The organism is Citrobacter sp. Cb031 (assembly GCF_030336725.1).
Classification (GTDB): domain Bacteria; phylum Pseudomonadota; class Gammaproteobacteria; order Enterobacterales; family Enterobacteriaceae; genus Citrobacter; species Citrobacter braakii.
This window is the reverse complement of sequence record NZ_JAOWDA010000034.1, coordinates 980,098-994,626: the sequence shown is the minus strand read 5'-3', so window position 1 is coordinate 994,626 and position 14,529 is coordinate 980,098. Positions and strand designations below refer to the sequence as shown.

Sequence of the window (14,529 nt, the reverse complement as noted above, 5' to 3'; positions counted from 1 at the left end):
TTGGTAAACATCATGACAAAAAATTTAATTAATCTGCCGCATCTGGCGGCTATGGTCTTTGGTGTTCCACATTACGTGACACGACAGACAATGGATTCTGTAAAAGCTGTGCTGGTTCCCCGTATTCAGGGATTATCAGAAGAGGCTGGAATTCACATGACACAGAATCCTGATAACAATCAGGCGCCAGATTTGGTTCAACCAGCTGGTGGAATGGCTGTTATTCCTGTTCACGGCATTCTGGTTCCACGTCGTGGGCAAATTACTGCAATGTGTTCGGAACTTACCAGCTATGAGCGCATACGTAGCCAGGTGCATGCTGCATTAAATGACCCTTCCATCAGTGAAATTGTGCTGGATATAAATTCTGGTGGTGGTGCGGCGGTTGGATGCAAGGAACTGGCCGATTATATTTTCCAGTCACGTCAAACTAAGCCTATTACTGCAATTGTGAACTACAGCGCCTATTCTGCGGCTTACTTTATCGCTTCGGCCTGCAGCAAAATTGTAGTCAGCCAGACCAGTGGAGTCGGCTCGATTGGAGTGATCATGGAACACCTGGATACTTCCAGGATGGAAGAGCAAATGGGGTTAACATTCACCACGATTTTTCGGGGAGATAACAAAAATAACGGTACACAACATGAGCCACTGAGTGAAGACGCTCGGGGAATGTTCCAGAGGATGATTGACGATATGTACGAGACGTTTATTACCTCTGTAGCGGAATACCGGAAACTTGCCCCTCAGACGGTGATTAACACACAGGCCGGAATCTATTTCGGCGCTGATGCCATTTCTGCTGGTCTTGCTGATGAAGTTTCGGATCCTCAGTCCGCGATTAATGCCATTGCGGCAAAGTACAAACAACCTCAACAAACCACTTCCATAAAGTTGCAGGCAGCCGCGATGGACCTGCAAACCAGAATGTAACCCGGCGCTAACGCGTCATTACCAGAAAGCAGCCAACAGGCTGCTTTTTTTATGCCAAAAAGAGAGAAAAACATGGATCATATTGAAGAATTGCGTCGTGAACGTGCGGGTATTAATCAGAAGGTTCAGGTACTGGCGGCAGTAGAAACTGGTGGCGGTACGCTGACTGCGGAGCAGTTAACCGAATTTGCCAGCCTGCAGCAGCAGTTCACGGATATCAGCGCCAAGATTGAGCGTCTGGAAGCGGCTGAACGTGCTGCAGCGCTTGTCGCCAAACCGGTTAAAGGCACACAGCAGACTCCAGGTATCAGCATTAAGGCTGAGCCAAAGCAATATACCGGCGCAGGCATGACCCGTCTGGTGATGTCGATTGCGGCAGCACAGGGTAACGTTCAGGATGCTGCTAAATTTGCAGCTGAAGAACTGAATGACCAGTCTGTCTCGATGGCCATCAACACTGCCGCCGCGTCAGGCGGTGTTCTTATTCCGCAAAACCTGCACAGCGAGGTGATCGAACTGCTGCGCGATCGCACCATCGTTCGTAAGCTGGGTGCGCGCTCCATTCCGCTGCCGAACGGCAACATGGCGCTGCCGCGTCTGGCAGGTGGTGCGACGGCGAGCTACACCGGGGAAGGCAAGGATGCGAAAACATCAGAAGCGCGCTTCGATGATGTGAAACTCACTGCGAAAACCATGATTGCAATGGTTCCAATCTCAAACCAGCTGATTGGTCGTGCTGGCTACAACGTGGAGCAGCTGGTCCTGCAGGATATTCTGACCGCGATCTCTGTTCGTGAAGATAAAGCCTTTATGCGCGATGACGGTACCGGTGATACGCCTGTCGGTATGAAAACGCGAGCAACTGAGTGGAACCGCCTGCTGCCGTGGGAAGCTGCTGCAGAGGTTAATCTGCAGACGATTGATACCTATCTCGACAGCATCATCCTGATGGCGATGGACGGGAACAGCAACATGATCAGCTGCGGCTGGGGCATGTCGAACCGTACCTACATGAAACTGTTCGGGCTGCGCGACGGTAACGGTAATAAGGTCTACCCGGAAATGGCCCAGGGGATGCTGAAGGGATTTCAGATTCAGCGTACCAGCGCTATCCCGGCAAACCTCGGTGACGCTGGCAAAGAGTCGGAAATTTACTTCGCTGACTTTAATGACGTGGTTATCGGTGAAGACGGCAACATGAAGGTGTCGTTTTCGCAGGAAGCCTCCTATCAGGACGGGGACGGAAATCTGGTTTCCGCGTTCTCCCGTAACCAGTCGTTGATTCGCGTGGTGACGGAGCACGATATCGGCTTCCGTCATCCGGAAGGTCTTGTTCTCGGGACAAAAGTGCTGTTTTAACCGGTCCTGCACTCTGTGCGACCACGGTCGCACAGCGTAAAAGCACGTAATTCCCCAAGCCCGCAGCAGCGGGTTTTTTCTTTTCAGGAGCAAAACGATGACGACGAAAGCGGCAAAAGCAGCGGCAGCGGCGGTTGCAGCCGGTGATGTGAAAAAGCCGGATGAACTGACGCCGGAAAATACAGTGGACGGGGATGACGGTCAGAATACTGCAGCGGGTTCAGGTGATACAGGTGTTGATCTGACCGGAAGTGAAACAAACGGGGCCACGGTCCTGACGGGAGCAGAAGTGATGCGGAAAGCGGTTTTTTTCCTGGGACCCTATCATCGTTATTCACGCGGTGATACGGCCTGTTTTGATACTGAGTACGCAGAAAAACTGGTTGAACGCCATATTGCGGTATGGCCAGAAGATGCGGAAAAGGCGCTGAGTCCCCGCAAGGGAGCCGATGACCATGATACTGACATTGGATGACGTGAAAACCCAGCTCCGTCTGGAGCCGGATTTCACGGAGCATGACGGCATGCTCACTAAAATGGTGGCGGCTGCGCAGAAGAGTATTGAACGTGACTACTACTGCAAACTGGTGGGAAGCGACGACGAACTGCAGGCGCTGCCGGAAGGTGTACGCGGTTTTGTGGCGGATGAAGATATCCAGCTGGCCATGCAGTATCTGGTCGGGGATGCGTATCTGAATGGTTTCACCGGTCAGTGGCTGGAGACGGCTCCGGTCCGGCATCTTCTTTTCCCGTTGCAGGAGAACACCGTATGAGCCTGAAGCCGGAAGAGATGACCTGCCGTCTTTCGATTGGGTATATGCAATCCGGTCGGGGACCGCTGGGTGAACAGCTGCCGGAGCAACTGGTCACGACCGGGAAAGCCTGGGCGAAGCGCGAGCTGGTCTCGGGCAGAAAGATCCGCACACTGGATCAACAACAGGTTGTTGAAACGTGTCTTTTTACCACTCATCCGAACCTGAATATTGATATCGACTGGAAAATAACGACGTCTGACCGGGTTTATACCGTTCGTAACGTCGAACGTCTTGCGGACCGCATCATCATCACAGGGGAGGCAGACGCACGTCATGATCGAGCTGGCATTAAAGGCAGCACTTGAACGCCTGACCGGGCTGGATGTTTACCCTCTGCTCCTGCCTGATGAGCTGCAGGAGGGAATTACTTACCAGTGTATCTCCGATCCGGAGCTGTACGCCGGACTGTTGCGCACAGGCTTGATTGCGGGTCGCTTCCAGATAGCGATTTATCTGCTTAATGACTACACCCGCCTGTTACAGCTGGATAAGAAAATCAGCGCGGAATGGACCGCTATCGTGCATGGCCAGCTGGAGGGCTTTCCCGTGCAGAATGTGGTCCGGGGTGGAATACAGCAGAGTAAATCGGTACTGACCAGCGGCAATATTCAGTACCGGCTCGTCCGGGATTTCACCTTTCACTACCGGGATGCCTCACCATGATCACTATGGACGTAAAAGGGCTGGACGAGCTGGAGCGGCAGCTTATCGCACTCGGTGAAAAGGTCGGCACGAAGGTGTTACGTGACGCGGGGCGTGAGGCGCTGAAAGTGGTTGAAGACGACATGAAACAACATGCCGGCTTCGACGATGCATCCTCTGCAGAGCAGCATATGCGTGATTCCATCAAAATTCGCTCATCCACGCGGAAAGGTCGCGGAAATACGGTGGTCACCCTTCGGGTTGGCCCCAGCAAGAAGCATTACATGAAAGCGCTGGCCCAAGAGTTCGGTACGGTGAAACAGGTTGCCGATCCATTCATCCGTCCGGCACTGGATTACAACGTCCGGCAGGTTCTGCGCATTCTGACCGTTGAAATCCGCAATGGTATTCAGAACAGGTAGCAACCGCTGCCCACTATTTAAGAGAGAATCATTATGGCTGATGAAAATAACACGCCAAAATCATCCCCTGAGTACGCAATGCTTCCTGCCGGGACGGTGGTGAAGTTCGGCGAGGTGGGGGCCGCTGTGGCGGCGCTCAAACCCCTGATTAACTGTAAGGCACTGGGCGCGACAGGTCAGACGGGAGGATTTGTCGACTGTACCACCCTGCTGGACAAGAGTAAGCAGTCGGTGTCAGACCTGCCGGAAGGGCCGGAGAAATCGCTGGGATTCATTGACGACCCGGAAAACGAAGATTTCACCGCGTTCCTCAATGCTGCAGAACAGCGTAAGACCGTTCAGTTTTATATTGAGCTGCCGAACAAAAGAACGGCTTCAATGATCCTTGCGCTTTCAGGCTGGCAGATGAACGAAATCACAGCGCCTGCCAGTGAAGTTATCCAGATTACGGTGCAGGGTAAGCAAAACAACATTAAATGGGGGATCGCCGCGCCGGCACCAGATGCCGGAGCGTAATCTGTTTCCCGATATACACCGCCTCCGGGCGGTTTTTTTTCGTCTGAAAAACAGGATACACCATGTCTGAATTTAGCCTCTCCGCACTGAAAAATGCACTGCTCAAAACGAAATCCACGCCTACTGAAACTGAAATTTTAGGCACAAAGGTTTACCTGCGTCGGCTGACGGCGGCTGAGCTTATTGATCATGAAGATGCACTCATCGAGGCGCAGACCTCTGGCAATGCCCGCCTGGCGTCTGAGCTGAGCGTACAGATTGTTATCGACAGCCTGGTTCAGCCTGACGGCTCGCCGATTAAAGCCAAAGACAAACCCACGGCGAAGGAGCTGCTGGCGGCACACGATAACGTTGTGCTTCTGGATGCCATCGACAAAGTGAAAAAGCACGCCATCGGTAAGCTGGAAACCGCCGAAAAAAACTGAGTGACTCGCCCTGGCTGGAGCTGATTTTCTGGCTGGCCGACCGCTGGGGCGAGCCTGACCCGTCAAAAATTGCGGCGCTTCCGGCTGACACGCTTTTCCACTGGCGAGCTTTCTTCCTCAAACAGGGCATTTTCAAAAAGCCTTGCCGGGAAGAGCCTGACAGTAATCCGCCCCCTGTTAAATCCCCCACCGCCGCCGTGAATCCGAGTCTGGATGCGCAGTGTGCGGCAGTTATGAAGGTATTAATGTAATGGGTGACGTTGCCTCTCTTGCCGTTGGGCTGCATCTGAATGCAGCGAACTTTAAATCGCAGCTGATGAGCGCCTACGGCAGCGCTGAGAGTCAGTCACGCCAGTTTAACCGCAATGCCCAGGCTGATGCGAAAAAGACGGAGGATGCCTATAAGCGTGTTTCTGCTTCGGTATCAGGGCTGGCTGGCAGGCTGGCAGGTTTTGCCGGGGCGGGTTTATCGCTGGGCACCATTATTAACACTACGCGGCAGTACAGCCAGTCCCTGTCGGATTTGCAGGCCATCACCGGTGCCACCAGTGCGCAGATGAAACTGTACGATCAGGCAGCGCAGGAAATGGGCCGCACAACGGAATACAGCGCATCGCAGGCTGCCGAGGCCATTAAGCTGATGGCTTCGGCAAAGCCTGAACTGCTGAGTACCTCTGCGGGGCTGACGGCGGCGACCAAAAGCGCGTTAACGCTGGCCCAGGCGGCAGGGACCACGCTTCCGGATGCCACCCGAACGCTGGCGCTGTCGTTAAACCAGTTTGGGGCGGGAGCCAGTGAAGCCGACCGGTATATCAATGTGCTGGCTGCCGGCGCGAAATTTGGTTCGTCGGAGATAGCCGATACTGCTGCTGCTATTAAAAATGGCGGGGTGGCAGCGGCACAGGCTGGCGTAGGTTTTGAAACCCTCAATGCCGCCATACAGGTACTGGCGGAGCGTGAGGTTAAAGGCGGCGAGGCCGGAACCGCGCTGCGTAACGTGATCCTGAATCTGGAGAAGGGAACCGATAAAACCCTGAAGCCTTCTGTTGTCGGGCTGAGTCAGGCACTGGAGAACCTGGCCGGGAAAAACCAGTCAACAAAGCAGGCCGTGAAGCTGTTCGGGGTGGAAAACCTCAGCGCGGCATCCATCCTGGTGCAGAACCGCGAGAAGGTGGAGTCGCTGACCGCCGCCCTGACCGGTACACAGACCGCACATGAGCAGGCCGAAATCAGGGTAAATAACCTCAACGGCGATCTTCTCAGCCTGACTTCGGCTTTTGAAGGTCTGATTATTAAGGTGGGACAGAGCGGAAACGGCCCGCTGCGCAGTGGTGTTCAGACCGTTACCGATGCCATTAATGGCCTGACGGATAATTTTAATACGGTCGCCAACGTTGCGCTGTATACGCTGATTCCTGTTCTGGCGACAAAACTGACGGCAGGTATCAGGGGCAACATCGGTGCCTGGGTGGAGCAGCAGCAGGCAGTCAGGGCCAGCGCGATGGCGCAGGCCGATATGGCGCGAAAAACGCTGGAAAGTACCGCCGCCACGCTGGCACAGAATAACGCAGAATTCGGGCGTTATCGGGAAATGGAGAAAAGTGCCAGACAATTTGGCCTTAACGTCAGTTATCAGAGTGAGTTTAACCGCTTAATCCGGCAGGAAACCGAGCAGACACTGCTCTCCACCCAGGCAAAGAGCCAGCTGAATGCTGCCAATAAACAGCTTTCCGTTTCAGCCCGCGCAGCCTCTGCAGCAGTAGGTATGGCAAGAGGGGCGCTGGCACTTGTTGGCGGTCCGGTGGGAGCGGCGATGCTGGCAGGTTCGGCGTTGCTCTATTTCCATAATCAGGCGAAGAATGCCCGTCAGTCAGCGATTGACCTGAAAAATGCTGTCGTTGAAACGAATGAAGAACTAAAAAAACTGTCGCTTAACCAGCTCAACGTGAAACAGCTGGATATTGATGAACAGTTTGAGAATCAGGTTATTCAGCGAAATAAACTGATTAAGGAAATTCAGGATGCGGACAGCCGTATCGATGGATTGAGCGGCTTCGACCCGTTCGGACAGCTTAAAGGCGTAAAGAACGATAAAACCCGCTACAAAGGGGATCTGGATGCCGTTGAACAAGGGTTAAAACTCCTCAAGGAACGGCAAAAAATTGTCAAAGAGGCCATAGAGCAGGCTAAATCAGGGAAAACCGATCCCTCGCCGAAGCCGGATAAACCAGGGAATGAAACAGGGAGCGATAAACCCGATACCCCCTGGACCGGGGAAGGCGGGGATACAGGGAAGGGGCAAAAGGCGAAGGTTAACCAGTATGAGCAACTGCGGCGTGAAATCGAAGCGGCGCATGCCTCAAGTCTCGTACGAATCAACCTGCAGGAGCAGGAAAGCGCCAGAAAACTCCTTGAAGCCGCCCGCGCTGACGGGGCCAGCGAGGCTGATATTCAGAAGACGTTGCTACTGAATGCTGAAAATTATCAGAAACAGCGCCTCGAACTGGCAGAACAGTATACGCCGGCCAGAGCCTCTCTGACGAAAGAGCGCGAAGCGAGCCAGGAGCTGAAGTCGCTCCTGGATGCCCGTCTTCTGGATGAAAAGGAATACCAGACGGCCAGAATCACGCTGGCACAAAGTACAGCCCGCGAACTGTTACAGGCACAGGCAGCGGCAATGTCTGCCCCTCTGATTGATATCGCCGGCACGGTTGATCCGCTGGCAGAACTGCGCAATCAACTGGCCGAGCGTCAGTCTTTGCTGCAGGCTTTTTATCAGAACGATGTTATCAATAAAGAACAGTACGAACTGCTGAAGCAAAAGGCTGACAAGGATTCCGCTGATGCGCAGTACCAGACGGCGGTGGAGCTTTATAAGTCGCAGGGAAACCTGAACAGCCTCGCCATTGGCCTGATGGAAACCACCCAGGAGCGAACCTCCAACATGCTGACCGGGATGCTGAACGGTACACAGACACTCCTGGACGGGATGATTGGGTTATTTTCCTCCCTGACACAGTCGGTGATTAAAAACCTTGTCGATATGGCAGCGCAGGCGCTGATTACTAACACCATTCTGAAATCCATTATGGGTATCGGCGGCAGTCTTTTGGGTGGTGCAGCCACCGCGAGTACCGGCACGGCCATCAGCAGTTTTGGCAGCAGTTTTAGTTTTAATGCGAAGGGCGGTGTTTATGACTCACCTTCATTAAGTGCCTACAGTAACGGCATCTATGACAGCCCGACCCTGTTTGCTTTTGCAAAGGGGGCAGGTGTGTTTGGTGAAGCTGGTCCGGAAGCCATTATGCCCCTTGCTAAAACGCCTGACGGTACGCTGGGCGTCAGGGCGCTGGGTGACCCGGGTTCCTCTGGTGGTGGTATGAATGGGTGGATTACTTATTCACCTGTGTATCACATTGCCATCCAGAATGACGGACAAAACGGGGAGATAGGGCCGCAGGCATCGCAGATGCTGGTCAGAATGATCGATACGCGCGTCATGAGCATCCTGAGAACTCAGGGCCGCGATGGCGGCATGCTGGCGGGAGGATAAGTGAAAACCTTTCATTGGGCACCCAGGGAGGGGATGCCGTCTTCTGTTTCCCCTTCAGTGACAACCATAAAATTTGGGGATGGCTATGAGCAACGTCGCCCGACCGGACTCAACCATCAGTTAATTAACTTCCAGCCTGTTTTCCGGACAACGTCGGACAATTCCCGCACCGCACTTGAAGCGTTTCTGGTCGAGCACGGGGGATATAAAGCCTTTCTGTGGCGACCGCCAAAATACAACCGCACGATTAAAGTTGTCTGCCGGGAATGGTCTGTTACGGACAACGTCACGTATTCTGATTTCAGCTGTAAATTTGAGCAGGTTATTGCTTAAGGATCCTTATGCAGGATATTCCTCAGAACACCCTCAACGAAACCACGAAAACCGAGCAGTCTGCCCGCATTGACTTGTGGGTAATCGACCTGACGGCCTTTGGTGGCCAGCGTTACTACTTTTCAAATGAACTAAACGAGAAGGGAGAGCCGGTCACCTGGCAGGGCAGGAAGTATGACGTTTACCCGATACAGGGAACCGGATTTGATCTGGTAGGGAAAGGGACGTCTTCCCGACCGACGCTGGCGGTGTCGAACCTGTTTGGCATGGTCACGGGACTCGCGGAGGATGTGCAGAGCCTCGTCGGGGCCACGGTGGTAAGGCGCGTGGTATACGCCCGTTTTCTCGATGCGGTGAACTTTACAGGCGGCAATCCGGAGGCTGATCCGGAACAGGAAGTGGTCAGCCGCTGGGTGATTGAACAACTGTCGGAGCTGAAAGCCACCACGGCGACCTTCGTGCTGGCCACACCGACCGAAACGGACGGTAGCGTGTATCCGTCGCGGATCATGCTGGCTGATGTCTGCAACTGGACCTACCGTTCGCAGGAGTGTGGCTATGTCGGGCCACCTGTGGCGGACGAGTTTGATAAACCCACGACAGACCCTGCAAAAGATGCCTGCAGCAAATGCCGTACCGGCTGCGAGCTGCGTAATAACCTGCCGCGCATCGGCTGTTTCCTCTCCATTAACCGTCTTTCCTGATGGATACACCCATGAAAAAAACACTCCTGGCGCATGCTGCAGCATGCGCGCCGGCTGAATCGTGTGGCTGGGTGGTGAACACGCCCGCAGGGGAGCGGTATTTTCCCTGCCAGAATCTTTCCGCTGAACCGACTCTGTATTTCCGCATGGATCCGGCAGATTACCTTCAGGCGCAGGCGGCAGGCGATGTGGTGGCCCTGGTACACAGCCATCCCGATGGCCAGCCGTTTCTCAGCGATGTTGATCGCCGCCTGCAGGTGCAAAGTGGCCTGCCGTGGTGGCTGGTCTGCGATGACCGGATATACAAATTTCGCTGCATGCCATTCCTCACCGGGCGGGCATTTGAGCACGGGGGGACGGACTGTTACACCCTGTTCCGAGATGCGTACCATCTGGCGGGTATTGAGATGCCGGATTTTGCGCGGGGGGAGGACTGGTGGAAGCAGGGCGAGAATCTGTATCTGGATAATCTGGAGGCGACAGGTTTTTATCGGGTGAATGCTGAAGAGGCACAGCCCGGAGACATTCTGATTTGTTGTTTTGGTTCATCAGTTGCCAACCATGCCGCGATTTACTGCGGCGACGGCGAACTGCTGCACCATATTCCTGACCAGCTCAGTAAACGCGAGAGGTATTCTGAAAAATGGCAACGCCGCACACACTCGATATGGCGACACCGGGCATGGCACGACTCTGCCTTCACGGGGATTTACAACGATTTGGCCGCCGCTTCAGCCTCAGTATAAAAACGGGGGCCGAGGCCATTTACGCGCTGGCCATACAGGTTCCGGGCTTCCGGCAGAAAATGAATGATGGCTGGTATCAGATACGCATCGCCGGTCAGGATGTGGATGAAACCAGCGTGTCAGCCCGTCTGCATGAACCGCTGCCGGACGGGGCCATTATTCATATTGTCCCGCGTATGGCAGGGGCAAAATCCGGTGGCCTGTTTCAGGTCGTGCTGGGTGCTGTGGCAATAGGCGCGTCCTTTTTTACGGCAGGCGCTTCAATGGCAGCCTGGGGGGCTGCGTTATCTGCCGGTGGTATTTCGGTATCCTCAGTTCTGTTTTCTATGGGGGCAGCCATGATGCTGGGTGGTGTGGCGCAGATGCTGACGCCGCAGGCAAAAATCCCCTCGTCCCGGCAGACCGATAACGGCAAACAGAACACTTATTTTTCGTCACTGGACAACATGGTGGCGCAGGGGAATGCCCTGCCGGTGTTGTACGGTGAAATGCTGGTCGGCTCCCGCACGATCTCCCAGGAAATAAGCACACGGGATGAGGGCGGCGGCGGGCAGGTGGTGATCATCGGTCGCTGATTTACTGCAGCATATTTATATTAAAACAGAACCGCCTTCGGGCGGTTTTGTCGTTTCAGAGGGAACAGATTATGGGTAAGGGTGGTGGCAGCAGTAAAACGCCGCATGAGGCTCCTGACGACCTGAAATCCAGCCAGATGCTGACCGTTGTTGATGCCATCTGCGAGGGGCCGATTGAAGGTCCGGTGGACGGGCTGAAAAGTGTCAGAATTAACAAAACGCCGGTCCTCGACAGCGACGGTAATGCGATGGTTCACGGTGTCACCGTGGTTTACCGCGTGGGGGAGGATGAGCAGACCGCGATGGAGGGGTTCGAAGACTCCGGTGCTGAAACCCTGCTGGGTGTGGAGGTGAAGAAGTCAGAGCCGGTGACCCGCACCATTACCGCTAAAACGGTGGACCGTCTGCGTTTTACCTTTGGTGTGCAGTCTCTGGTCAGTACCAGTACCAAAGGCGACCGCAACCCGACCAGCGTACAGATGCTGATCCAGTTTCGCCGGGACGGGCTGTGGCGAACGGAACGGGATATCACCATTACAGGTAAAACAACCACGCAGTTTCTGGCATCTGTGGTGATCGATGATTTGCCGCCCCGGCCGTTTGAAGTCCGCATGCAACGTATCACTGATGACAGTACGACAGACCTGCTGCAGAACAAAACGGTGTGGTCGGGCTATACCGAAATCATTGATGTAAAACAACTCTATCCGAATACCGCCGTTATCGGGGTAAAAGTGGACGCGGAGCAGTTTGGCAGCCAACAGGTCACGCGAAACTATCTCCTGCGCGGGCGTATCGTACAGGTGCCGTCGAATTATGATCCGGTAAAACGGACGTATTCCGGGCTGTGGGACGGGACGTTTAAACCCGCCTGGACAGATAATCCGGCCTGGTGTGTGCTGGATATGCTGACCCACCCGCGCTATGGCATGGGAAGCCGCATCGGTGTTGCCGATGTGGACAAGTGGGCGCTGTATGCCATTGCACAGTACTGCGATCGGCTTGTTCCAGACGGTTTTGGCGGGACAGAGCCGCGTATCACCTGCAATGCGTATCTGACGGACCAGCGTAAAGCGTGGGACGTGCTGGGGGACTTCTGTTCCCTGATGCGCTGCATGCCGGTCTGGAACGGCAATACCCTGACCTTTGTACAGGACCGGCCCGCCGATAAAGTCTGGACCTATACGCAGAGTAATGTGGTGATGCCCGCTGACGGTGCGCCGTTCATCTACAGCTTCAGCGCCCTGAAAGAGCGCCATAATGCCGCCGAGGTCCGTTACACCGACCCGAACAACGGCTGGGAAACGTCCACCGAACTGGTGGAAAACGACGCTGCCATCCGGCGCTACGGTCGCAACGTCCTGAAGATGGACGCGTTCGCCTGTACCAGCCGGGGGCAGGCGCACCGCGCCGGACTGTGGGCCATCACCACCGAATTGCTGGAAACGCAGACGGTGGATTTTTCCGTGGGGGCCGAAGGACTGCGACATGTTCCCGGCGATATCATTGAGGTCTGCGACAGTGATTATGCCGGCGTGACCGTGGGCGGACGCGTTCTGTCGGTCGACAGCCTGTCCCGTACGCTCACCCTGGACCGCGAGGTGGAAATACCGCCAGGCGGCAATGTGGTGCTGAACCTGGTGGGCAGCGATGGCCAGCCTGTTACCGTCGCGGTCACTGCACATCCGGCCCCGGACCGCGTGACCGTCAGCCAGTTACCCGATGGCGTGGCGGCGTACAGCGTGTGGGGGCTGAAACTGCCGGACCTGCGCCAGCGCCTGTTTCGCTGCGTGGCCATACGGGAGAATGATGACGGGACGTATGCCATCACCGCCGTGCAGCATGTTCCGGAGAAAGAGAGCATCGTGGACAACGGTGCGAAGTTTGACCCGTTGCCCGGCACAGGTATCACGAACACACCACCCGCTGTGCAGCATCTCACCACGGAGATTCTGGCAGAGGACGGGCAGTATCAGGCGCGGGCGCGCTGGGACACGCCGCGCGTGGTGAAAGGCGTTAACTTCTTCCTGCGCCTGACGGTGAAAGCGGAAGATAACAGCGACCGCCTGGCCAGCAGCCTGACCCTGACCGAAACGGAGCACACCTTCCGCAACCTGACGCCGGGGCGCTACACCCTGACGGTGCGGGCGGTGAACACCCAGGGCCAGCAGGGTGAGCCTGCCAGCACAGATTTCAGTATCGCCGCGCCGGCTGTACCGTCTTATGTTGAGCTGATTCCCGGCTATTTCCAGATAACCGCCACCCCGCGTCAGGCGGTATATGACCCCACGGTGCAGTATGAATTCTGGTTTACGGATACGCAGATAACCGATATCCGCCAGGTGGAAAGCGATGCGCGTTATCTCGGCACGGCGCTGTACTGGATTGCGGCAAACGCGAGTATCAAACCAGGTAAAGACTATTACTTCTATATCCGTGCCGTGAACCAGGTCGGGAAATCGGCGTTCGTGGAGGCTAAAGGCCAGGCCAGCAACGATGCGGCGGGCTATCTGGACTTCTTCAAAGGGGAAATCACCGAAAGCCACCTCGGCAAAGAACTGCTGGAGAAGGTGGAACTGACAGAAGACAACGCCAGCCGGCTGGATCAGTTTTCGGAAGAGTGGCAGGACGCGAACGGCAAGTGGAATGCCATGTGGGGCGTGAAGATAGAACAGACCGAAGACGGGAAGCACTATGTGGCTGGTCTGGGCCTGAGCATGGAGGATACGGAAGAAGGTAAGCTGAGCCAGTTCCTGGTGGCGGCTGACCGTATCGCGTTTATCAACCCGGCGAACGGCAATGAAACTCCGATGTTTGTGGCGCAGGGCAACCAGATATTTATGAACGAGGTGTTCCTCAAATATCTGACGGCCCCGAGCATCACCAGTGGCGGGAACCCGCCGACCTTTATGCTGACGCCTGACGGCAGGCTGACTGCCCGTAATGCGGATATCAGCGGTAATATCAGCGCGAATTCCGGCACCCTCAATAATGTGACGATAGCGGAAAACTGCACCATTAACGGGACAATGCGGGCAGAGAATATTGTCGGCGATATCGTTAAAGCCGTCGGGCGGGCTTTCCCCGGAAGCGCTAATTACCCGAATGGGACCCTCACGGTTCAGATACAGGATGACCACCATTTTGACAGGCAGATAATCATTCCCCCCATCACCTTTGCAGGAGGAAAGGCAAAATCAGAGACAAGCAACGAGATATGGACAGACTGTGGGCTTGTGGTGAAGCACAACGGCAGAGAGATATACAACGCAGAACCCGCGATTACAGCGAGATCATTCAGCAGGGTTCTTGATATGCCAGCCGGAGGTGGAAATGTGACGCTGAGCTTCACGGTTTCATCCAGGGGGTATGGCGGCGGGGCCTGGGCTGATATCAGCAACCTGCTGGTCATGGTGGTGAAGAAGAACAGCACGGGGATCAGCATTTACTGATACCTGAATCCAGAAACGAGCGCCTGAATGGGCGCTTTTTTATTGCTGAAAACA

15 protein-coding genes are annotated in these 14,529 nt (G+C 55.1%); all 15 read left to right on the top strand.

Features of this window, described 5'->3' with window-relative positions:
* The first annotated feature begins 12 nt into the window (after nt 1-12).
* The gene (locus OGV93_RS21360; protein ID WP_075847153.1) at nt 13-933 is read left to right on the top strand and encodes a S49 family peptidase; all 921 of its coding nucleotides are present in this window, start codon (nt 13-15) and stop codon (nt 931-933) included.
* A 72-nt stretch (nt 934-1,005) separates the two neighbouring features.
* The gene (locus OGV93_RS21355; protein WP_016152734.1) at nt 1,006-2,292 is read left to right on the top strand and encodes a phage major capsid protein; all 1,287 of its coding nucleotides are present in this window, start codon (nt 1,006-1,008) and stop codon (nt 2,290-2,292) included.
* A 97-nt stretch (nt 2,293-2,389) separates the two neighbouring features.
* Complete coding sequence (locus OGV93_RS21350) at nt 2,390-2,767, top strand: hypothetical protein (protein WP_016152735.1); 378 nt, start codon at nt 2,390-2,392, stop codon at nt 2,765-2,767.
* Nucleotides 2,748-3,065: a head-tail connector protein gene (locus OGV93_RS21345; protein ID WP_016152736.1), complete on the top strand. Its 318-nt coding sequence runs from the start codon at nt 2,748-2,750 to the stop codon at nt 3,063-3,065. The genes OGV93_RS21350 and OGV93_RS21345 overlap by 20 nt, the downstream gene beginning before the upstream one ends.
* Nucleotides 3,062-3,412: a phage head closure protein gene (locus OGV93_RS21340; protein ID WP_016152737.1), complete on the top strand. Its 351-nt coding sequence runs from the start codon at nt 3,062-3,064 to the stop codon at nt 3,410-3,412. The genes OGV93_RS21345 and OGV93_RS21340 overlap by 4 nt, the downstream gene beginning before the upstream one ends.
* Entirely contained in the window at nt 3,381-3,770 is a 390-nt protein-coding gene (locus OGV93_RS21335; protein ID WP_016152738.1) for a hypothetical protein, read from the top strand. The genes OGV93_RS21340 and OGV93_RS21335 overlap by 32 nt, the downstream gene beginning before the upstream one ends.
* Nucleotides 3,767-4,171: an HK97-gp10 family putative phage morphogenesis protein gene (locus OGV93_RS21330; RefSeq protein WP_016152739.1), complete on the top strand. Its 405-nt coding sequence runs from the start codon at nt 3,767-3,769 to the stop codon at nt 4,169-4,171. Before OGV93_RS21335 ends, OGV93_RS21330 begins: the two co-directional genes overlap by 4 nt.
* Nucleotides 4,172-4,204: 33 nt before the next feature.
* On the top strand, nt 4,205-4,687 hold the full coding sequence (locus OGV93_RS21325) for a hypothetical protein (protein WP_003832379.1): 483 nt from the start codon (nt 4,205-4,207) through the stop codon (nt 4,685-4,687).
* Nucleotides 4,688-4,749: 62 nt separating this feature from the next.
* Nucleotides 4,750-5,112, top strand: coding sequence for a phage tail protein (locus tag OGV93_RS21320; protein ID WP_075847155.1), 363 nt, complete (start codon nt 4,750-4,752; stop codon nt 5,110-5,112).
* Between the two features lie 250 nt (nt 5,113-5,362).
* A complete protein-coding gene (locus tag OGV93_RS21315) occupies nt 5,363-8,665 on the top strand; it encodes a phage tail tape measure protein (protein WP_287110120.1) in 3,303 nt (1,100 codons plus the stop codon).
* Nucleotides 8,666-8,998 carry a phage tail protein gene (locus OGV93_RS21310; protein ID WP_053090390.1) on the top strand — a complete coding sequence of 111 codons (333 nt, stop codon included), beginning with the start codon at nt 8,666-8,668 and terminating at the stop codon, nt 8,996-8,998.
* An 8-nt stretch (nt 8,999-9,006) separates the two neighbouring features.
* The gene (locus OGV93_RS21305; protein ID WP_016152743.1) at nt 9,007-9,702 is read left to right on the top strand and encodes a phage minor tail protein L; all 696 of its coding nucleotides are present in this window, start codon (nt 9,007-9,009) and stop codon (nt 9,700-9,702) included.
* 11 nt (nt 9,703-9,713) lie between these two features.
* A complete protein-coding gene (locus tag OGV93_RS21300; protein WP_075847159.1) occupies nt 9,714-10,448 on the top strand; it encodes a C40 family peptidase in 735 nt (244 codons plus the stop codon).
* A complete protein-coding gene (locus tag OGV93_RS21295; protein ID WP_049268765.1) occupies nt 10,346-11,023 on the top strand; it encodes a tail assembly protein in 678 nt (225 codons plus the stop codon). The genes OGV93_RS21300 and OGV93_RS21295 overlap by 103 nt, the downstream gene beginning before the upstream one ends.
* Before the next feature lie 71 nt (nt 11,024-11,094).
* Nucleotides 11,095-14,475, top strand: coding sequence for a phage attachment tail tip protein J (gpJ, locus tag OGV93_RS21290; protein WP_080625046.1), 3,381 nt, complete (start codon nt 11,095-11,097; stop codon nt 14,473-14,475).
* Nucleotides 14,476-14,529: the final 54 nt, after the last annotated feature.

Excerpts from the sequence above, each read along its gene's own strand:
- OGV93_RS21305 (WP_016152743.1), top strand. The coding sequence starts at position 9,007 with ATGCAGGATATTCCTCAGAACACCCTCAACGAAACCACGAAAACCGAG.
- OGV93_RS21360 (WP_075847153.1), top strand. The coding sequence starts at position 13 with ATGACAAAAAATTTAATTAATCTGCCGCATCTGGCGGCTATGGTCTTT.
- OGV93_RS21320 (WP_075847155.1), top strand. The coding sequence starts at position 4,750 with ATGTCTGAATTTAGCCTCTCCGCACTGAAAAATGCACTGCTCAAAACG.
- OGV93_RS21295 (WP_049268765.1), top strand. The coding sequence starts at position 10,346 with ATGGCAACGCCGCACACACTCGATATGGCGACACCGGGCATGGCACGA.
- OGV93_RS21330 (WP_016152739.1), top strand. The coding sequence starts at position 3,767 with ATGATCACTATGGACGTAAAAGGGCTGGACGAGCTGGAGCGGCAGCTT.
- OGV93_RS21350 (WP_016152735.1), top strand. The coding sequence starts at position 2,390 with ATGACGACGAAAGCGGCAAAAGCAGCGGCAGCGGCGGTTGCAGCCGGT.
- OGV93_RS21325 (WP_003832379.1), top strand. The coding sequence starts at position 4,205 with ATGGCTGATGAAAATAACACGCCAAAATCATCCCCTGAGTACGCAATG.
- OGV93_RS21300 (WP_075847159.1), top strand. The coding sequence starts at position 9,714 with ATGAAAAAAACACTCCTGGCGCATGCTGCAGCATGCGCGCCGGCTGAA.
- OGV93_RS21335 (WP_016152738.1), top strand. The coding sequence starts at position 3,381 with ATGATCGAGCTGGCATTAAAGGCAGCACTTGAACGCCTGACCGGGCTG.
- gpJ (WP_080625046.1), top strand. The coding sequence starts at position 11,095 with ATGGGTAAGGGTGGTGGCAGCAGTAAAACGCCGCATGAGGCTCCTGAC.
- OGV93_RS21355 (WP_016152734.1), top strand. The coding sequence starts at position 1,006 with ATGGATCATATTGAAGAATTGCGTCGTGAACGTGCGGGTATTAATCAG.
- OGV93_RS21345 (WP_016152736.1), top strand. The coding sequence starts at position 2,748 with ATGATACTGACATTGGATGACGTGAAAACCCAGCTCCGTCTGGAGCCG.
- OGV93_RS21315 (WP_287110120.1), top strand. The coding sequence starts at position 5,363 with ATGGGTGACGTTGCCTCTCTTGCCGTTGGGCTGCATCTGAATGCAGCG.
- OGV93_RS21340 (WP_016152737.1), top strand. The coding sequence starts at position 3,062 with ATGAGCCTGAAGCCGGAAGAGATGACCTGCCGTCTTTCGATTGGGTAT.